An 18,018-nucleotide genomic window follows, 5' to 3' on the forward strand; every position below is an offset into this window, starting at 1 on the left:
GACAACAATGTTGAAATTTTTATTGAAATGCCTGCTGGCGAGCATGCCAATGCTGGCGTGGGCAGAAGATCCGCAGGCGGAGGGGCGCGCTTATCTGGCGCAAGGCGATAATGCTGCCGCGATCAAAAAATTCGCAGAAGCTGCAAAAACCAATCCATTTGATGCCTCTGCATTGAATAATCAGGCGGTTGCCTATGCGGCGCAGGGCGATCATGAAAAAGCGTTGAACTTGCTTGAGCGTGCGACCAGGCTGAGTCCGAATCGTACCGATATCGCCGCGAATTTAACAGAATTGCGTAATTGGATGAGTCGCAATACTCCCCAGTTACTCACTGCAAAAAAAGAGCCGATTATGGATGTTTATCCAAATCAAAATAATTTGCCGCCAGAGCCGCCCGCACTTTGGAAAAAATAAGCATCATTCTCTGGCCTAAGGCTTGCTAAATGCTACTTTTTGATGCACTATAGGTTTCGCTTATGATGTATGCCACGGAATAACAGGCCTGCATCCCAATTACTGATCGCAGATAAAGCCCCGATAAAGCCCCGAATTTGAATTGCCAATACAGATGAAATTTACACGTTTCTTTTTCTTTTTTTACTTTAGCTATTCCCAGCCAACGGCGGTGGAAAAACGGTAAGCGCACGGAAAAAGAGCCAACCAAATTTCTAAAAAACCGCCAGTGATGGCGGTTTTTTTTTTGATCAGCTTCAGCATTTATTTAGTACTTATTCAGCATTGATTAAGTTTTGTATTAACCAAATTTTGTATTAATTAAGCTTTGTATTCAACCAGACGTCATTTTTACCAATACCTATTTTTGCACATTGAACGGAGAGACTATGTTACGCACTGATGATCTACGCATTCGGGAGATGAAAGAATTAATCCCGCCTTCACACCTGATCCGTGAGTTTGCCTGTTCTGAAAAAGCCGCCGATACTGCTGCCAATGCGCGTACTGCTTTGCACCGGATTTTGCATGCGCAAGATGACAGAGTTATGGTGGTGATTGGCCCATGCTCGATCCATGACACCAAGGCCGCGATGGAATATGCGCATAAGCTTGCTAAAGAGCGTGAGCGTTTCGCTGGCGAACTGGAGATTGTAATGCGCGTGTATTTCGAAAAGCCACGCACGACGGTCGGCTGGAAGGGACTGATCAATGATCCGTATATGGATAACAGTTTCCGTATCAATGACGGCTTACGGATTGCGCGTGAACTACTGTTGAATATCAATGAACTCGGGTTGCCTGCGGGAACGGAATATCTCGATGTGATCAGTCCGCAATACATTGCTGACCTGATTAGCTGGGGCGCAATTGGTGCACGTACGACGGAATCTCAGGTTCACCGCGAGCTTGCATCCGGCCTCTCTTGTCCGGTAGGTTTTAAGAATGGCACTGACGGTAATGTGAAAATCGCAGTGGATGCAATTAAAGCGGCATCGCAGCCGCATCATTTTTTATCCGTGACCAAAGGCGGACATTCTGCCATTGTGTCCACTAACGGCAATGAAGATTGCCATATTATTTTACGGGGTGGCAAGACGCCGAATTATGATGCAGTCAGCGTTGACGCGGCATGCAAGGACATTGCGAGTAATGTACTGGCATCGCGTCTGATGATTGATGCTTCGCATGCAAACAGCTCTAAAAATCCTGCCAACCAGATTCCTGTATGTGCTGATATCGCAAGCCAGATCGCTGCGGGCGATACGCGGATAGTCGGTGTGATGATTGAATCGCATCTGGTCGCAGGTCGTCAGGATCTGGTGCCAGGCAAAGAATTGGTGTATGGACAGTCGGTGACCGATGGCTGTATCGCTTGGGATGACAGTGTGAAAGTGCTGGAAGGTCTGGCCGATGCGGTCAAGTTGCGCCGCCTAAAATTGCGAGAATAGTCCCCTCTCATTGCTAAGTTGTGATTAAGAAAAAGCCTGACAACTGTGAAGTACGTCAGGCTTTTTTTGCAGAGCTTCATTGTGTTTTTACATATCAGGCCATGATGCCAGTCTCTGCTATTCCAGTTGCTAATATCGTTTCGTCAGTGTCAATCGTTCGCCATCGCGTAACATTTCTACGCGCTTTAAAAATGACATGCCGAGCAGGGTGAAGGGAAGGCCACTTTCGTTGACTGATGCATCCACCTGCTGTAATTCAATATCCCCGATTTTGACGGTATCCAAACGAACCCGGTATACGTTAATGACACCATTTGCCGTGCTCGAACGACCTAACTGACCTGCTTTGTAATTGATCCCCAGTTTGGTTGCATCTGCTGCCGGTATCGAGATTAAACTAGCTCCCGTGTCGACCAGCATATTCAGGCTGCTACCACCGTTGATCTGGGCTTTCGTGAAAAAATGTCCCTGTGCATCGGCTTGTAATACCACGCTATTCCCGCTACTCGGCGCAGCGCGATGCACATACTGACCAATCGTCAAAACCTGACGTTTGCCATTGACTTCAATGGTGGCGGTTTCATTATCGGCTGATAATAATTTCATGCCATCGCCAATAGTGCTGCCGACCGAATAGGTTTTTGGCTCATTCCCGTCGATGACCAATACGGCCTTGCCTGGAAATAATCCTACTACGCCGACATCTGTCTTTGCTGCTGCATAGACGCATCCAGTTGCGCTCAGCATCAGTGTCCAGAGCAGGAGAGAAATCTTTTTCATAGCGAAGATGTACCAGGCATGTTGTAGTGGAGTTGCAGTCTCAGGATTGGCACACGCAAAAAACTGATGCGTAGCATCAATCTCTGAAGTTATTGAATTCCAGCGGCAGATCTTTAATCTCTTTACGCAGCATTGCCATCGCGGCTTGCAAGTCGTCGCGCTTGGTGCCGGTCACGCGTACGGCGTCACCCTGAATGCTGGCTTGCACTTTCATTTTGCTGTCTTTGACGGCTTTAACGATTTTCTTTGCATCTTCGGTTTCGATGCCATTTTTGATCTTGATAACTTGTTTGACTTTATCGCCACCGATTTTATCGATTTTGCCAAGATCCATGAAACGTACATCGACATTGCGTTTGCCCATGGTCATCGTGAGTTCGAGGCGGACCTGATCGAGGTGAAACTCCGAATCGCCATAGATAGTCAGTTCGCGGTCTTTTTGCTCGACTTTGGCGCTGCTGCCTTTCAGATCGAAGCGATTGGTCACGACCTTATTGGTCTGATCCACCGCATTCTTGACATCAACCATATTGGCTTCTGAGACGGTATCAAATGAGGGCATGGTAATCCTTAGTGAAAATGTGAGTAAGCATCATTTTAGCAAATGCGCGCCGACGCTATGAGCTTAAGGCTATAATTCTGCGCTTATGACGAACAAATTTTCCCTTTTTTACGATTATCCGCTGCAAAAGCTCAATACCTTCGGAATTGCTGCCTGCGCCAGACGTTTTATGCAAATTACTCAGCCAGAGCAGCTATCTGCCTTGCGCGATGATCCTGATTTGTCTGCGTTGCCGCGCTTGATTTTGGGTGGCGGCAGTAATCTGGTGCTATCAGACCAAGTTGATACCCTTGTTCTGCACATGTCCTGCCTTGGTAAATACATTGTCGGTGAGGATAGCAACAATGTGCTGGTACAGGCAGAGGCAGGCGAGAGCTGGCACGAGTTTGTATTGTGGACGCTAAAGCAGGGTTTGGGTGGACTGGAGAATCTCTCACTCATTCCCGGTACTGTTGGTGCCGCACCGATACAAAACATCGGTGCCTATGGTGTTGAAATGCAGGATTTATTTCATAGCCTGAAGGCATTTGATTTTGCCACCGGTGACATCATCATCATGGATAAAGCCGCCTGTCAGTTCGCTTATCGCGACAGTATTTTTAAACATGCCTGTAAAGATCGCATGGTGATACTCAGCGTCACTTTTGCTTTACCCAAATTATGGCAAGCACGTTTGAATTACGCCGATGTTGCCCGCTATATTGCGACCAAAGGGATAGTGAGCCCGGATGCCGGTGATGTCAGCGATGCCATCATCGCCATCCGGCAGGCAAAATTACCGGACCCGCAAGTAATCGGTAACGCAGGCAGTTTTTTTAAAAATCCTGTCGTCAGTGCGGCGACCCGTGATCGCCTGATGGCAGAATATCCTGCGCTAGTGAGTTATCTGCAAGAGACAGGTCATTACAAGCTGGCAGCAGGCTGGTTGATTGAGCAGTCTGGCTGGAAAGGTCAGGCACTTGGCAGGGCTGGCGTGTATGACAAACAGGCATTGGTATTGGTGAATCTTGGCGGCGCAACTGGAGTCGAGGTCAGAGCATTGGCATCCCGGATACAGGCAGATGTGAGAGCCAGATTTGATGTGGATTTAGAAGTCGAGCCTGTGTTTGTATAGATATAAAACTATATACTCCCCTATTTTATAAGAAAAATAGCCGAGTTCCACACGTTACATGTGGTGGTTCGAAATATACTGTATCGGAGTATATAAATTCTCTGTGTGCTAAGGTTTTTTGCGTATGGCGTCGTAGTCACCGCACTACGACGCTCTATTGACGAATAAGATCGATGGACAAAGATCGATGGACAAAGACCGATTAGGCGACGAAGTGGCAGACGTAGTCCAGTGTTTCCAGTGTTTCTATAGTAAAGCTCGAATTAGCCGGAACATTAAATTGTTGTCCGCCATGATAAGTCGTCCAGTTTTCTTCACCCTGCAAACGAATCCGGCAAGAGCCCGCATTCAGTTCCATGATTTCAGCCGCGCCGGTAGTAAACACCAGGTTGGAGGGAAAAATCACACCGATGGTTTTTTTGCTGCCATCGGCGAACAGGATGGTGTGTGAAACACATTTGCCATCGAAATAGAGATTAGCTTTTTTGATGACGCTGACTTGATCGAATTGTGTGCTCATAGAATGCTCATAAAAAAACAGCCCGCTATGTGAGGTTGCGGGCTGAGGATATTAAAAATAGCGACTGAAATTCTTATTGTCCGCGTTTGGCACGGGCATTTGCGGCAATGCGCATACGCAAGGCATTGAGCTTGATAAAGCCGCCAGCATCAGCCTGATTGTAAGCGCCGCCATCTTCGTCAAACGTAGCGATGTTCATGTCAAACAAAGAGTCTGTTTTGGAGTCGCGTGAGACCGTGATGACGTTGCCTTTATAGAGCTTGACGCGAACCCAGCCGTTGACGGTCTGTTGAGTGTGATCAATCAGCGTCTGCAATGCCAGACGTTCTGGTGCCCACCAGTAGCCGTTATAGATCAGACTCGCATAACGTGGCATCAGATCGTCTTTCAGATGGGCGACTTCGCGATCCAGGGTGATCGACTCGATTGCACGATGCGCGCGCAGCATGATAGTGCCGCCCGGTGTTTCGTAGCAACCACGTGATTTCATGCCGACGTAACGGTTTTCTACCAGATCCAGACGACCGATACCGTGCTTGCCACCGAGGCGATTGAGTTCGGTCAGTACGGTTGCCGGAGACATCCTCACACCGTTTAATGCGACGATATCACCGCGTTCATATTCGATGTCCAGATATTCTGGCGCATCGGGTGCGGCTTCCGGGCTGACGGTCCAGCGCCACATGGATTCTTCTGCTTCGGCGCTTGGATTCTCGAGATGACGTCCTTCAAAACTGATGTGCAACAGATTCGCATCCATGGAGTAGGGCGCGCCACCGTTTTTATGTTTCTGATCAATCGCTATACCGGCATCTTCAGCGTATTTCATCAGTTTTTCACGCGACAGCAAATCCCATTCACGCCATGGAGCGATCACTTTGACGCCTGGCATCAGGGCATAAGCTCCGAGCTCAAAACGAACCTGATCGTTGCCTTTGCCTGTGGCACCATGGGAGATTGCATCCGCACCGGTCTCTTTGGCGATTTCGATCAGACGTTTGGCGATTAGCGGGCGCGCAATCGAGGTGCCTAACAGATATTCGCCTTCATAGACGGTGTTGGCACGGAACATCGGAAACACAAAATCACGCACGAATTCTTCGCGCACATCATCGATATAAATATTCTCGGGTTTGATGCCGAACTTGATCGCTTTCGCGCGAGCCGGTTCCAGTTCTTCGCCCTGACCCAGATCGGCTGTGAAAGTGACGATTTCACATTGATAATTATCTTGCAGCCATTTCAGGATGACTGAGGTGTCCAGACCGCCTGAATAGGCGAGGACGACTTTTTTAATATCGCTCATGATATGCTTTCAAAAATAAATAACAGGTAAAACCTAAAAGCTCGCCAAAGAGGCAAAGGCACACAGAAAAAAGCTTGAGAGAACACATCATTCATTTGCCTGCTTCTTTACTTCGACGACAGAGATTTATTTGACCTTACCTTTCCAATACAAATACGATTAAGCAGATGTCACATTTCATACGCAGATTTAGCTGAGTAATAAGTAACCAAATAAAGAGTAACTAATTAAAAATAGCTAAAGGGTAATCGTCTTTCAACAAGATTTTCTCCGGTTTCTCCTCGGCGCTTGCTCGGTGTCTCAGTGCCTCTGTGTTGAGAGGTCTTTCCCAAAAAATACCGTATCAGCGAATCTCGCCGACTACCAAATATTCCAGTAAGGCTTTTTGGATGTGCAACCGATTTTCGGCCTCATCCCAAACAACGGATTGCGGACCGTCAATCACGCCTGCCGACACTTCTTCGCCGCGATGGGCTGGCAGGCAATGCATGAACAGGGCGTCGGGTTTGGCACGCGCCATTTTGGCCTCGTCGACGATCCAGCCGTCAAAGGCTTTCAGGCGGGCCTGATTTTCTTCTTCGTAACCCATACTAGTCCACACGTCGGTATTCACCAGGTCAACCTGGACGCAAGCATCGGAGGGATTGTCGAACAGGGTGAAGTGGGTATTTCCCGCCTCGACCAACGACAGATCAATGTCGTAGCCTTTAGGCGTCGAGATGTTCAAATGAAAATCAAAAATCTGGGCTGCCTGCAACCAGGAGTACAGCATATTATTGGCATCACCAATCCAGGCAACAGTCTTGCCTTGAATCGAGCCGCGATGTTCGATGTAAGTGAATACATCGGCAAACACTTGACACGGATGATGCTGATTTGTCAGGCCGTTAATGACCGGCACACGTGAATTGGCGGCGAAACGTTCGATCATTTCCTGCTCAAAGGTGCGGATCATGATGATGTCACACATGCGCGACATTACCTGTCCGGCATCTTCGACTGGTTCGCCGCGACCAAGCTGGCTGTCGCGTGTATTCAAATAAATCGCCGCGCCGCCGAGCTGATGCATGCCTGCTTCGAAAGACAGGCGGGTACGCGTGGAATTTTTTTCAAATACCATGACCAGCGTGCGGTCGAGCAGAGGATGATAAGTTTCGTAAGTCTTGAACTTGCGTTTGATGATGCGGGCGCGCTCCATCACATAATTAAATTCAGCAAGTGTGAAGTCTGAGAACTGCAGGAAATGTTTGATAGCCATAAATAGAATCGGCGGCAAGAGGAAATTTTGCCGCCGCTTGTTATAACTAGTTCATTATAAGGTATTTACTCATTCTTACCGTAGATATTCTGGAATTCTCGTTTGCACTTTCATTTAAGCAGTTTTGGCAAAAAATGCAGGTGCTTATTTTTGTAGTGTTTCTTGATGTTGGCGATGCTGACCTAGGACCAGCGATGCATGCGTGTATGCCTCGATATTTTGCTGTTCTAAAGACAATATATGAAGCTGAACCGTATTTCTTTTGTGAAATTGTGTGAATTATTATCGTGATTTGTCGTAAATTTCAACTTTTTTACTTGTATTACTGTAACAAATTGGAACATCAAATTTATAATCCATCACTAACATTCTTTCCGCGTGATTGACGCCGTCTAGTCTCGGCTTCTGAGGCGGAAAGTACTCCTGAACATCCCATTGAATTGATAGGAATAAAAATGAGCGCACTTCTTGCTGGCCTGACCGTCCTGATCATTGGCGATAGCCATATGTCGACACCGGATTATCTGATCACCACATTACACGATGATCTGATGAATAAAGGTGCTGTCGTTTATTCCTTCGGCGCATGCGGTGTAGCGGCGGGTGAGTGGATGGTAAAAACCCAGTCTTCATGCGGCGGCGCAGTTCGTCTCAAGGATGGTCCGGTTGAACAAAAAACAGGCCCGGAGGCAGCGACCCGTCCTTTTAACGAATTAATTAAGACTTACAAGCCAAATTTAGTTGTCGTGGTCAACGCCGACACCATGGCAGCCTACACACAGCCTGAATTGCCAAAAACATGGATCTGGCAGCAGGTGTCGCGCTTGACTAAAGGCGTGAAAAATAACGGTGTTGCCTGCGTCTGGGTCGGTCCGGCCTGGGGTACCGAAGGTGGTCCGTTCAATAAAACCTATGCACGCGCTAAAGAGATGTCTACTTACATGGCGGATATCGTCGCACCTTGCACTTATATCGATTCGCAAACCATGTCCAAGCAAGGCGAATGGTCAACCACCGATGGTCAGCATTTCACCTCATCTGGTTATAAATCATGGGGCTCTGCAATCGGTAATGCGATCGTTGCTCCTGCGGTATTGAATACGATCAAGCGTTAAATTTGAGTATTGATCTAGTATTTTATCGCTGACTTCTCACCTTATTTTCTTGAAAATATGAAAAAAATTATTGTCGCTTGCATCGCTACTCTGGTTTCTGTTGCTGCTCATGCAGATATACAGCTTTATGAGACCGGCCCCGGCGAAGATTCGTCTTTTGTACGTTTTCTGAATGCAAGTGACGATAAAGCCAGCGTCGTCAATGGCGCTGCAAAAATCGCGTTGGGCAGTCAGGGCGATGCGCGCGTGTCGCGGTTTTATCCTGTAAAAGCGGGGAGCAAATTATCCGCAACAGTGCAGATTGGCAATCAAAAATTGCCAGTCGAAGTGACAGCGAAACCTGGTGAATTTATTACGATCGCCGTCGTCGGTAAAGATGCCGCGGCCAAAACGCTGATCGTCAGGGAAACCCCGACAGATTTTAATGCGATGCGCTCTTCCGTATCGCTATCAAATCTCGATGAAAAATGTAGTGCTGCCAGTTTAACTGGCGGTGCCAAAAATGCGGCCATCGTAGAAGCCGTCAAACCGGCAACATTGCAACGTCGTCTGATTAACCCGGTCAAGCTGTCGGTGCAGGCGAATTGCGACGGACAGGCGGTCGGCGCTGCCATCGATATGTCTCAATTGCAAGCGGGTGAGCGCTACAGCGTTTTCTTGCTGTCCTTGAAAGCCGGGCGTCAGGCGTTCTTTGTCCGTGACAATAATTCCTGACCGAAAGTCGATCCATGGTATTCGCGTCTCTGGAGTTTTTGACACTCTTCCTGCCGATTTTTTTTGCCTTCTATTTAATTACACCCCAGCGCTTTCGTAACCATACCTTGCTGGTTGGAAGCTGGTTGTTTTATGCATGGTGGACGCCCAAGTTTTTGTTGCTGATTATTGCGCTGACGATACTCGCCTGGGGTGCTGCGATCCTGATTGATAAGACCGGTGATGAGCGCTCAAAGACGCGAATCATGGCTATTACCATTGTTCTGAACCTGGCATCACTAGTCTGGTACAAGTATACCAATATGGTAGTGCAGTCACTGAACAGCCTGCTGACCGGACACGACCTACCCTTGATTCCTTGGGAAAACGTGATGCTGCCGATTGGCCTCTCGTTTACCGTATTGCATGCGATTTCGTATGTGGTCGATGTGCGCCGTAAAACAGTACCTGCGCAGTACAGCATTATTTCCTTCAGTGCTTACATGGCGATGTTCGGGCATCTGATTGCAGGTCCGATTGTGCGTTACAAAGTCATTGATAAAGAGCTTCGTGAGCGAGTTTTTTCCAGCGCAGAATTTGCAGCGGGTGTGCGTCGCTTCATGATCGGTTTTTCGATGAAGGTATTGATCGCCGATACGCTCTCGCCATTTGTCGCCTTAACTTTTGGTTTGCATAACCCTAGCTTTGTTGATGCCTGGACGGGATGCGCCGCCTATACACTGCAACTCTATTTTGATTTTGCCGGTTATAGCGCAATGGCGATCGGGCTGGGCCTGATGCTGGGGTTCCGCTTTGAAGAGAATTTTAATAATCCCTATCTTGCGGTGTCTATCCAGGACTTCTGGCGGCGCTGGCACATGACCTTGTCATCATGGCTGCGTGACTATCTTTACATCGCATTGGGTGGCAATCGCAACGGTGCAGCGCGTACTTACGTCAATCTGATGCTGACTATGGCGATCGGCGGTTTGTGGCATGGTGGTGATAACTGGAATTTTTTAATCTGGGGAATTATCCAGGGTAGCGCATTATGTTGTGATCGCGCATTCACCATGCGCGGATATTCAATGCCGAATTTCGCGTCCCGTACCTTGACTATGATTGTAGTGATGCTGGCCTGGACGGTATTTCGTACCGACGGTTTTTTATCGGCAATGGGAATGCTTGCGGGTCAGTTCGGTGTGAACGGTTTTGCGATGGGAGATACTGTTGCACTGGCTCTGCGACCAAGTATTTTGCTGGCCTTTGCAATTGGTGTGCTGTGCGTGGTTTATCCTGCGACAAGGATTGCTGCACGTGGTGGTTTGGGGTCTGTGACCTGGAGCGCAATCTGGCCAATTATTACTTTTGTCTACGGTGTGGTTGTGCTGGCTGGACAAAAAGCAATCCCATTTTTGTATTTTCAGTTTTAAGGACGCGCCATGACTGAACTGAAAACAGCAACAATACCTGGCACATCAAAGCCATCTGCCTGGATCACTTATGTACCTGCCTTAGCGTTCGTGCTTGTCATGCTTACCGGTTTTTGCGTTACTGTGATTTCCTTGAGTAAGGTGCCTGCAGAGTCGTGGAAAGGTATAGGCGAACCTCAGCAATTGTTTGGCGGAGAATCCACCAGACGGTTCTCTGCACAACTCAATGCCCACTTCATCTGGAGTAAAGTATTTAGCCAGATTGAGCGTGCCGTGACCTGGACTGTTGCTGGTGATACCGGGACTGCGGTGCGCACGGGTTGTCAGGACTGGTTTTTTCTTAGCGATGAATTAGAGGTATTTCCAGATGCGGAAAAATCGGCATTGGCCAGAGCCGGTATCGTCAGCAACCTGGCGAAAGATTTGAAAGCGCGCGGGATCCAGTTAGTCGTTGCTGTTGTACCTGATAAGTCTAGAATTGAGCAAGCGCATTTGTGCGGATTGCACCGCCCAGCCAGTTTTGCACCACGTCTGGATAGTTGGATTGATCAACTGAAAAAAACGGGTGTCGATACGATCAGTCTGGCGCCGACCTTAATGGCAACGACAGGTGAGCGCTACTACCGGACGGATTCGCACTGGAATGAAATCGGTTCCAACGCATCAGCAGCAGCCATTGCCGCTCACTTGCATGCGGAGAAGCTACATGCCGCCCCTGTGGTTGCGCCTGATCCTGCTGCGCTTAAGAGCAAAGTGATTGACCGTTCCGGCGACCTGTTGCGTGTAGCTAATCTCGACGGTTTACCCGCAGTATTGCGTCCCAAAGCTGAGGCAGCGCAGTTAACTACGATAGTTGCCAGCACCAGCGCGACAGATCCTGCGGATCCTGCCGGCGATGATTTATTTGGTGATATTGGTTTGCCTACAGTGGCCTTGGTCGGCACGTCATTTTCGCGGGCATCGAATTTTGTACCATTTTTAAGTTATCACCTGGGCGCACCAGTCGCTAATTTTGCCAAGGACGGTGGAAATTTTGAGGGAGCGGCTATGGCCTACCTAAGCGGTAAGACCTTTCAGCAAAGCCCGCCAAAAGTCGTATTGTGGGAAGTGCCGGAGCGTATGCTGCCAAAACCGCTAACGCCATCTGAGCAAAAATGGATTGCTTATTTTTCGGCTAAGAAAAAATAATGACACCTACCGCATCTAAACAGTTGTATCGATATGCGGACATATACGTGATATCTGTATCGTCACAATTAATAGTGACACTTAAATAGTGACACTTAATGAGATGCCTGACGATATCGGAGTAACTCGGTCTTTAACCAGCTAGCGCTCTCTATGGGAGCGTTAGCCTGGCATTTCACTAGATAAGCCTTGCCACTCATACTGCTTTCGGTGGCCGCTTTAGCAATAAACGATTCGGTGGTCGAGATCAGATCTTTATCCAGCAAGTATTGATATTTCTTGTTCAAGTGCGCAGTCGCTTCTTGCGACGTGTACCAGCTCCCATTTCGGTTTAACTGACATCCTGATTGCTCTACATACGTGAGCAGATGGGTAATCTCATGTTTGCTTGTCGGATTCGGAGGGGCTGCCTGAGACCAGCAAGATAGCGAGAGCAAGATTGAACTTATGGATGAGAGGTAGAGGGTTTTCATATCGACTTGGATTCAGGATTGGTTATTGCGAGGTCGTACAACCATCACATAATTTTTATATTTGACGCCATCCAGCACAAAGTCGGTATCACCCTCATGCCTGTATCCGAGTTGATTGTAGAACGCAATGGCATTTTGATTTTTTGCGTTCACGGTGAGCCATACCGATGAACTCGCACAATAGCCATATGCCGTGAGTTGCGCTGATGCGAGTAAATCCTTGCCTATCCCTTGGCCGGTAAAATATTCCTGAACATAGAGTTTTTCAATTTCGACATGAACATTCGTAAACGTATTACCTAGGCCGATTATCACGTAACCCACGAGATATCCATCGACTTCAGCAATCATCAATTGTTTTTTTGTGTCTGCAATCAACTGACGGTAACGATCCTCGGTGAATTCCCTTAGTACATAATTCGCGATGGATGTTGATATTCCCGTAGTTGCATAGGTGCGCAGCCACACTTGCATACCTAGTGCTGCAATGCACGAAGCATCGTCACTTGACGCAAGCCTGATAGAAAAATGTGTAGACATAAGGCCGAAATTTGATGGACTTCATTAATGCACCAGCCAACGCCTGAGAGAAAAACTCAGTGCATCGACCATGGCGACTAACAATAGCATGGCGATGATGACAGTAGCCGCAGTTTGCATCTGAAACAGAGATAAATGATATTTCAACATTTGCCCGAGACCACCGGCGCCGACCACCCCTAAGATCGCCGCAGCGCGAATGTTATTTTCCCAGCGGTATAAGGTGTAAGACAGCATTTGAGGCAATGCCTGGGGCAGGGTTGCGTATAAAAAACTACTGAGTGTGCTTGCCCCATTCATTCTGAGAGTCAGTGCAGCGTGATTTGGGGCATTCTCCAGCGCCTCTGCGAAGAGCCTGCCGAGCACACCTGTTGTGTGTGCCGTGAGCGCGATTGTGCCAGCAAACGGTCCCAAGCCCGCTGCAATCAGCATGATTGATGCCCAGACTAATTCAGGAATCGCTCTTGCAATATTCAATAGCAAGCGAGTACAGCGCATCGCAAGTACACCAAAGCGCCCGCTGGCCGGGATCGCCAGACAGAGTCCTGCCATAGCGGCAAGGAACGTTCCCAGAGCGGACATGGCCAGTGTTTCAAATGCTGCAAAAAAGGTCTTAGTCAATAGTGCCGGCGATAAGTCCGGGGGCGCAAATCCTTGCAGGAATTCCCAGGACGTTTTGACCGCGCTATCTGAAAATAGGGCTGACCATTTCATATTCAGCGTATAAAAACTGCTCACGATTAGGAGCGCCAATACAACGATAAAAATGAGCATAGGTAAGCCTATGCGCTTCGGTGCCGGTGGCAGTTCGGCTTGTGTTGCTAAGGGAGATGACCGTGATGCACTCATTGCAGGCGCTCCCTGAATAATTTGCTGACGACATCGGCGACGGCAACCAGCAGAACAAAGACCATCAGCATTGTTGATACCTCCGCGCCGGACAGCATTTTCATGGACTCATCCATGCGTTGGCCCAGACCACCAGCGCCGACAAAGCCCATCACCACCGAGCCGCGTATTGCGCATTCCCAGCGATAGATCGTATAGGACATCAGCTCTGCTGCCGCATTCGGCAAGGCACCATAGAAGAACGCAGAGAGTCTGCCAGCACCATTTTGCAATAGCGTATTGCTCGTATGCGCGTCGCTGGCCTCCAGGATTTCTGCATACACTTTACCCAACATACCGCAATAGGTCAGTGTAATTGCCAGCACACCTGCCGTGGCGCCAAGGCCGACTATCCTGACGAGTAACAATGCCCAGACCAGTTCCGGCACGCTACGCAGCAATACAAGTAGCCAGCGTACGATTTGTCGTATCAGTACCGCCAGCAGACCCATGCGTCCTGTGCCGATACGTGAAATCGACAGGTGTTCTGTGACGATCAGTGTCATTGGAACCGCGAGAACAAATGCCAGTGTCATTCCCGCAGTTGCCATGGCGACAGTTTGCCAGCTTGCTTCAAGAACCATCCAAAGAAATTCAGCACTATGAGCAGGTGGAAAAAATCCTGCCAAAAAACGCCCGGTGGCATCCAGACTTTGCGTATCCGCCAGCAACCATGGTTTAAATTCAGTGGCGACCAGGATGGGCCAGAGCAGGACCAAAGCAAGTAAAGAGAATGTTAAACGCTGACGCCAGGCAGGATCATGCCCGGGCATACTATCAGACTGATTTTGTAGACCGGGTTGCGATCGCCTCATACGTTTCATGCGCTTAGATGCAACGAGGATCATGAATAATGGCAGCGACGGCTGCTGTATTGGCGATAAAGGCATCTGTTGAGAGGGAGCTTGCAACCGTGTCGGTATGGGCATCACTCCTGATATTGGCATAAAGCGCAGCGATCATGTCATCAGTGACATGATCGCTGTCAAATACGATTTTTCCATCTCGCAAGCCAATAATACGTTTGAAATGTTTGCGTGCCAGATCGACCTGATGCAGGCTACAAATCAGGGCCGCATTACGCTCGCTCGCTTCCTGTTGCAGAGTGTGCAGCGTGTGAATTGCCAGAGTGGGATCGAGTGCAGATAATGGCTCATCAACCAGCAGCAGATTCGCATCAGACAATAGCAAGCGCGCCAGGCCGCAGCGCTGACGCTCACCACCTGACAGCCGGTCAACACGCTCGTACAGCTTGTGTTGCAGGTGGAAACGGGCAAGTGCATCGAATGCGATTTCCGGTTCCATCGGCTTGATTAAATTTCGCAAGGCATGCCATAAAGACCAAGATGGCAAACGTCCTGCCAGCACGGTTGTAACAACGCGTTGACGTGGTGGCAGTGGTGGTGTTTGTGGCGCGAGAAACAGACGACGACGCAACGCATGCCTTGCGTGCTCAGACAGAGACCAGGGCTGCTGATCGAATAACCGATAGCTGCCCTGCGACGGTTTGTACGCACATGCCAGCGTATGTAGCAATGTCGTCTTGCCCGCGCCTGAAGGGCCGATCAGCGCAATTTGCTCACCAGCATGAACGCTAAGAGTCAGATCGCTTAATGCAGCCTCATGTCCTGCGGCGGACGCGGGATGAGATACGGATACATTTTGTAGTTGCAACAGCATGTGGATGAAAGTCGCCTTATTTCAACAAGCCTGCATTGTGTGCAGCAGCCTCAATCGCTTTGTAGTTATCTGCCTTGGTGGTAATGAAGCGACTAGTACGTTGCAGATCCAGGATCTCTTTGTCTTCAGGCTTGCTGGCATCCAGTGACAGGAAGGCATCAGTAATTTTTTTCCGTAATTCCGCAGGCATATCAGCGCGTACTGTCCAGTTGTAATCAAAGTAGCCAGGCGTGGTATAGAACACGCGGACTTGCTTCGTGTCGACTTTGTTTTGCGCGACCAGTTTTTCCCAGACAGAGATATTCAACGCACCGGCATCGACTTTGCCCCCCGCTACCGCAGCCACGGTAGCGTCATGCGCGCCTGAGAAGGCGATGCGTTTTAAATCGGTATCAGGATTGATTTTTGCTGAGAGCAAATAGGAGCGCGGCATCAGATGACCGGAGGTTGATGATTCAGAACCGAAGGTAAATGTCTTACCTTTTAAATCATCCAATTTATTGATGTCCGTTTTCGTCGTGATGAATACCGATTTAAATTTTTCGTCTTCTTCCCGCTGCACCAGAGGGATTACCTGATCTTTGCTACGCACCTTAGCCTGAATAAAAGTAAAACCGCCGAACCACACCATATCGAGTTTGTTGTTGATTAATCCTTCAACCGATGCCGCGTAATCTGTGACCGGCGTGAATTCGACCTTCATTCCTAATTTTTTTTCCAGATAAACACCTAAAGGTTTGAATTTACGCTGCAATTCTGTCGGTGCCTCATCGGGAATCGCCGAGACGCGCAACACCTGTTGAGCAAGACTGAGGCTGGAGAGTGACAGTAATCCGGCAGTAGCTAAAGTATGAAATAAACGGCGGGCAGGGGAGAAGCGCATGGTGATGTTCCTGATAGGGGAAGAGAACGCGTATTTTGACTGGAAAGACAGTGAATGCAAAGACAAATACTTCTGGGTCATTCTGAACGAGCTGGGTGAAAGTAGACGGGAATAAAGGAATCTTAAAAAAGTTAAACAAAAGTCATGCAAATTGACTATTATGTTTGAATCAGATAACTATTTAAAACAGGAGAGCTTTCATGCCTGCAAACCTCGTTAACACTGCCCAACGTCAGGTACTCATTATTCACGGCTGGAGCGATACGTCCAAGTCTTTTCATACTCTTGCAGAATTCCTCGAAAAAAATAACTATCAGGCCAAACAGCTCTGGCTCGGGGACTATATTTCTATGGATGACGATGTGCGTGTCGCAGACGTTGGTAAGCGTATGGCCGAAGTGATTGACGAGTTGATGCGAACCGGTGAGCTGGCAGCGAGTTTTGATGTGATTGTGCATAGTACCGGCGGGCTGGTCGCCCGCGAGTGGCTGACGACTCATTACAAAGGGCGCGCTGAACAGTGTCCGATGAAACGCCTGGTCATGCTAGCACCGGCGAATTACGGTTCTAAGCTTGCGGCAACTGGCAAGAGTTTTTTAGGGCGGGTAGTGAAGGGATATAACAACTGGTTTCAGACTGGTAAGTCGATGTTAAATGATCTTGAACTGGCCTCACCCTACCAGTGGGAGCTGGCGCAACGCGATATTCTGGTTGGTCCGGAGGCACTGGATGCGGCTAATCCCGTGCAATTTTATGGGGACGATAAGGTCTGGCCATTTGTGATTGTCGGTACCCACCCTTATGCGAGCCTGTTGCGCCAGATTGTGAACGAGAACGGTGCCGATGGCACCGTCAGAGCATGTGCCGCGAACTTGAATGCGCAAGGTGTGACGATTGATTTTCGTGAGCAGGATTCAACAAGGGCGATCACTAACTGGGTAAGCCGCTTACAGAGCGATATTCCATTAGCTGTTCTGCCGACGCGTACACATGGCTCGATTATCGATCCTGATCGCGCAGAGACATCGAATCATGAGGATATTGCGGAGACGCCGGAACAACTGGCGCAATTGGGACAAGTGATCTTGCAGGCATTGGGATGTGACAGTTTTCCGGCCTACCAGTTATTACAAACGCAATGGCACGATCTTAGTGAGGCAACTGCGGCGCTGAGTAAAACTACGACGGAGGAACCGGAGTTTTTTCATCAATACCTGCAAGTAAACTGCAATGTCGTCGATGATCAGGGTAAGCCAGTAACGGATTATTTTCTGGAATTTTTTGCCGATACTAAACGCAATAACACAGATGCTAATGTCTACCTGCATGCCAATGTCATTGAGGATGTAAAAACTAATTCGCAAAATCCGGCATTAAGGAATTTGTATTTTGACCGTACAGACCTGATGGAAGGCTACTACCCCTTGCTGCCAAAAGGAACTGAGCAGGTATTGTATATGTCGATCTCGGCAGCATCGCCGGGTAACAATATCAATTATTTTGAGCGGGAGAAAGTGGGGTCTGCGATGCAGATTCCGCTGCATTTCTTAAGCGAGAATCAGCAGCGATGGCTGAAGCGGAATTCAACACATTTCTTGCAAATTATTATTCCGCGTATTCCCAATACTAATGTCTTCAAGCTGACTAAACTTGCTTAGATCACTCATGAGCATGATTCGG

19 protein-coding genes are annotated in these 18,018 nt (G+C 48.6%); 8 read left to right on the top strand and 11 right to left on the bottom strand.

The features are described 5' to 3' along the window. Positions 1 to 7: 7 nt before the first annotated feature. Both ACO0K3_RS07320 and aroG read left to right on the top strand, forming a co-directional pair. A complete protein-coding gene (locus tag ACO0K3_RS07320) occupies positions 8 to 415 on the top strand; it encodes a tetratricopeptide repeat protein (RefSeq protein WP_422959907.1) in 408 nt (135 codons plus the stop codon). 428 nt (positions 416 to 843) lie between these two features. After that, entirely contained in the window at positions 844 to 1,905 is a 1,062-nt protein-coding gene (gene aroG, locus ACO0K3_RS07325; protein WP_422983279.1) for a 3-deoxy-7-phosphoheptulonate synthase AroG, read from the top strand. Positions 1,906 to 2,034: 129 nt separating this feature from the next. Here aroG and ACO0K3_RS07330 read toward each other — a convergent pair whose 3' ends face one another. After that, a complete protein-coding gene (locus ACO0K3_RS07330; protein ID WP_422983281.1) occupies positions 2,035 to 2,685 on the bottom strand; it encodes a retropepsin-like aspartic protease family protein in 651 nt (216 codons plus the stop codon). Positions 2,686 to 2,761: 76 nt separating this feature from the next. Further along, a complete protein-coding gene (locus ACO0K3_RS07335; RefSeq protein WP_422956220.1) occupies positions 2,762 to 3,247 on the bottom strand; it encodes a YajQ family cyclic di-GMP-binding protein in 486 nt (161 codons plus the stop codon). 85 nt (positions 3,248 to 3,332) lie between these two features. On the opposite strand from ACO0K3_RS07335, the gene murB reads away from it, so the two are divergent. After that, positions 3,333 to 4,361: a UDP-N-acetylmuramate dehydrogenase gene (murB, locus tag ACO0K3_RS07340; protein ID WP_422983283.1), complete on the top strand. Its 1,029-nt coding sequence runs from the start codon at positions 3,333 to 3,335 to the stop codon at positions 4,359 to 4,361. Between the two features lie 202 nt (positions 4,362 to 4,563). Here murB and ACO0K3_RS07345 read toward each other — a convergent pair whose 3' ends face one another. From ACO0K3_RS07345 to argF, 3 genes are all read right to left on the bottom strand, one after another. Continuing rightward, positions 4,564 to 4,881 carry a pyrimidine/purine nucleoside phosphorylase gene (locus tag ACO0K3_RS07345; protein ID WP_422983285.1) on the bottom strand — a complete coding sequence of 106 codons (318 nt, stop codon included), beginning with the start codon at positions 4,879 to 4,881 and terminating at the stop codon, positions 4,564 to 4,566. Positions 4,882 to 4,954: 73 nt separating this feature from the next. Continuing rightward, on the bottom strand, positions 4,955 to 6,187 hold the full coding sequence (locus ACO0K3_RS07350; protein ID WP_422959854.1) for an argininosuccinate synthase: 1,233 nt from the start codon (positions 6,185 to 6,187) through the stop codon (positions 4,955 to 4,957). Positions 6,188 to 6,530: 343 nt separating this feature from the next. Beyond that, the gene (gene argF, locus ACO0K3_RS07355; protein ID WP_422983287.1) at positions 6,531 to 7,445 is read right to left on the bottom strand and encodes an ornithine carbamoyltransferase; all 915 of its coding nucleotides are present in this window, start codon (positions 7,443 to 7,445) and stop codon (positions 6,531 to 6,533) included. Positions 7,446 to 7,900: 455 nt separating this feature from the next. Between argF and ACO0K3_RS07360 the strand changes: the two genes are divergently transcribed. The 4 genes from ACO0K3_RS07360 to ACO0K3_RS07375 are packed head-to-tail and all read left to right on the top strand — an operon-like array spanning position 7,901 to position 11,874. Then, on the top strand, positions 7,901 to 8,560 hold the full coding sequence (locus ACO0K3_RS07360; RefSeq protein ID WP_422983289.1) for an SGNH/GDSL hydrolase family protein: 660 nt from the start codon (positions 7,901 to 7,903) through the stop codon (positions 8,558 to 8,560). A 57-nt stretch (positions 8,561 to 8,617) separates the two neighbouring features. Next, a complete protein-coding gene (locus ACO0K3_RS07365) occupies positions 8,618 to 9,274 on the top strand; it encodes an alginate O-acetyltransferase AlgF (protein ID WP_422983291.1) in 657 nt (218 codons plus the stop codon). 38 nt (positions 9,275 to 9,312) lie between these two features. Beyond that, entirely contained in the window at positions 9,313 to 10,686 is a 1,374-nt protein-coding gene (locus tag ACO0K3_RS07370) for an MBOAT family O-acyltransferase (RefSeq protein ID WP_422983292.1), read from the top strand. 9 nt (positions 10,687 to 10,695) lie between these two features. Then, on the top strand, positions 10,696 to 11,874 hold the full coding sequence (locus ACO0K3_RS07375) for an alginate O-acetyltransferase AlgX-related protein (RefSeq protein WP_422983294.1): 1,179 nt from the start codon (positions 10,696 to 10,698) through the stop codon (positions 11,872 to 11,874). A gap of 95 nt (positions 11,875 to 11,969) precedes the next feature. On the opposite strand, the gene ACO0K3_RS07380 is transcribed toward ACO0K3_RS07375, so the two are convergent. From ACO0K3_RS07380 to ACO0K3_RS07405, 6 genes are all read right to left on the bottom strand, one after another. Further along, positions 11,970 to 12,347: a DUF5329 domain-containing protein gene (locus ACO0K3_RS07380; RefSeq protein ID WP_422983296.1), complete on the bottom strand. Its 378-nt coding sequence runs from the start codon at positions 12,345 to 12,347 to the stop codon at positions 11,970 to 11,972. A gap of 12 nt (positions 12,348 to 12,359) precedes the next feature. After that, positions 12,360 to 12,821: a GNAT family N-acetyltransferase gene (locus ACO0K3_RS07385; RefSeq protein ID WP_422983298.1), complete on the bottom strand. Its 462-nt coding sequence runs from the start codon at positions 12,819 to 12,821 to the stop codon at positions 12,360 to 12,362. 90 nt (positions 12,822 to 12,911) lie between these two features. Beyond that, a complete protein-coding gene (phnE, locus tag ACO0K3_RS07390; protein ID WP_422983300.1) occupies positions 12,912 to 13,736 on the bottom strand; it encodes a phosphonate ABC transporter, permease protein PhnE in 825 nt (274 codons plus the stop codon). After that, a complete protein-coding gene (locus tag ACO0K3_RS07395) occupies positions 13,733 to 14,590 on the bottom strand; it encodes a PhnE/PtxC family ABC transporter permease (RefSeq protein ID WP_422983302.1) in 858 nt (285 codons plus the stop codon). Before ACO0K3_RS07395 ends, phnE begins: the two co-directional genes overlap by 4 nt. A gap of 13 nt (positions 14,591 to 14,603) precedes the next feature. Further along, positions 14,604 to 15,455: a phosphonate ABC transporter ATP-binding protein gene (locus tag ACO0K3_RS07400; protein ID WP_422983304.1), complete on the bottom strand. Its 852-nt coding sequence runs from the start codon at positions 15,453 to 15,455 to the stop codon at positions 14,604 to 14,606. A gap of 16 nt (positions 15,456 to 15,471) precedes the next feature. Further along, positions 15,472 to 16,338, bottom strand: a complete 867-nt coding sequence (locus ACO0K3_RS07405; protein ID WP_422983306.1) for a putative selenate ABC transporter substrate-binding protein — start codon at positions 16,336 to 16,338, stop codon at positions 15,472 to 15,474. 200 nt (positions 16,339 to 16,538) lie between these two features. Here ACO0K3_RS07405 and ACO0K3_RS07410 point away from each other — a divergent pair, with 200 nt between their 5' ends. Beyond that, positions 16,539 to 17,996 (top strand): esterase/lipase family protein, encoded by a 1,458-nt coding sequence (locus tag ACO0K3_RS07410; RefSeq protein WP_422983308.1) that lies wholly within the window; start codon positions 16,539 to 16,541, stop codon positions 17,994 to 17,996. The last annotated feature ends 22 nt before the right edge of the window (positions 17,997 to 18,018 follow it).

The sequence above is a fragment of the Undibacterium sp. Rencai35W genome (assembly GCF_049340185.1).
Classification (GTDB): domain Bacteria; phylum Pseudomonadota; class Gammaproteobacteria; order Burkholderiales; family Burkholderiaceae_D; genus Undibacterium.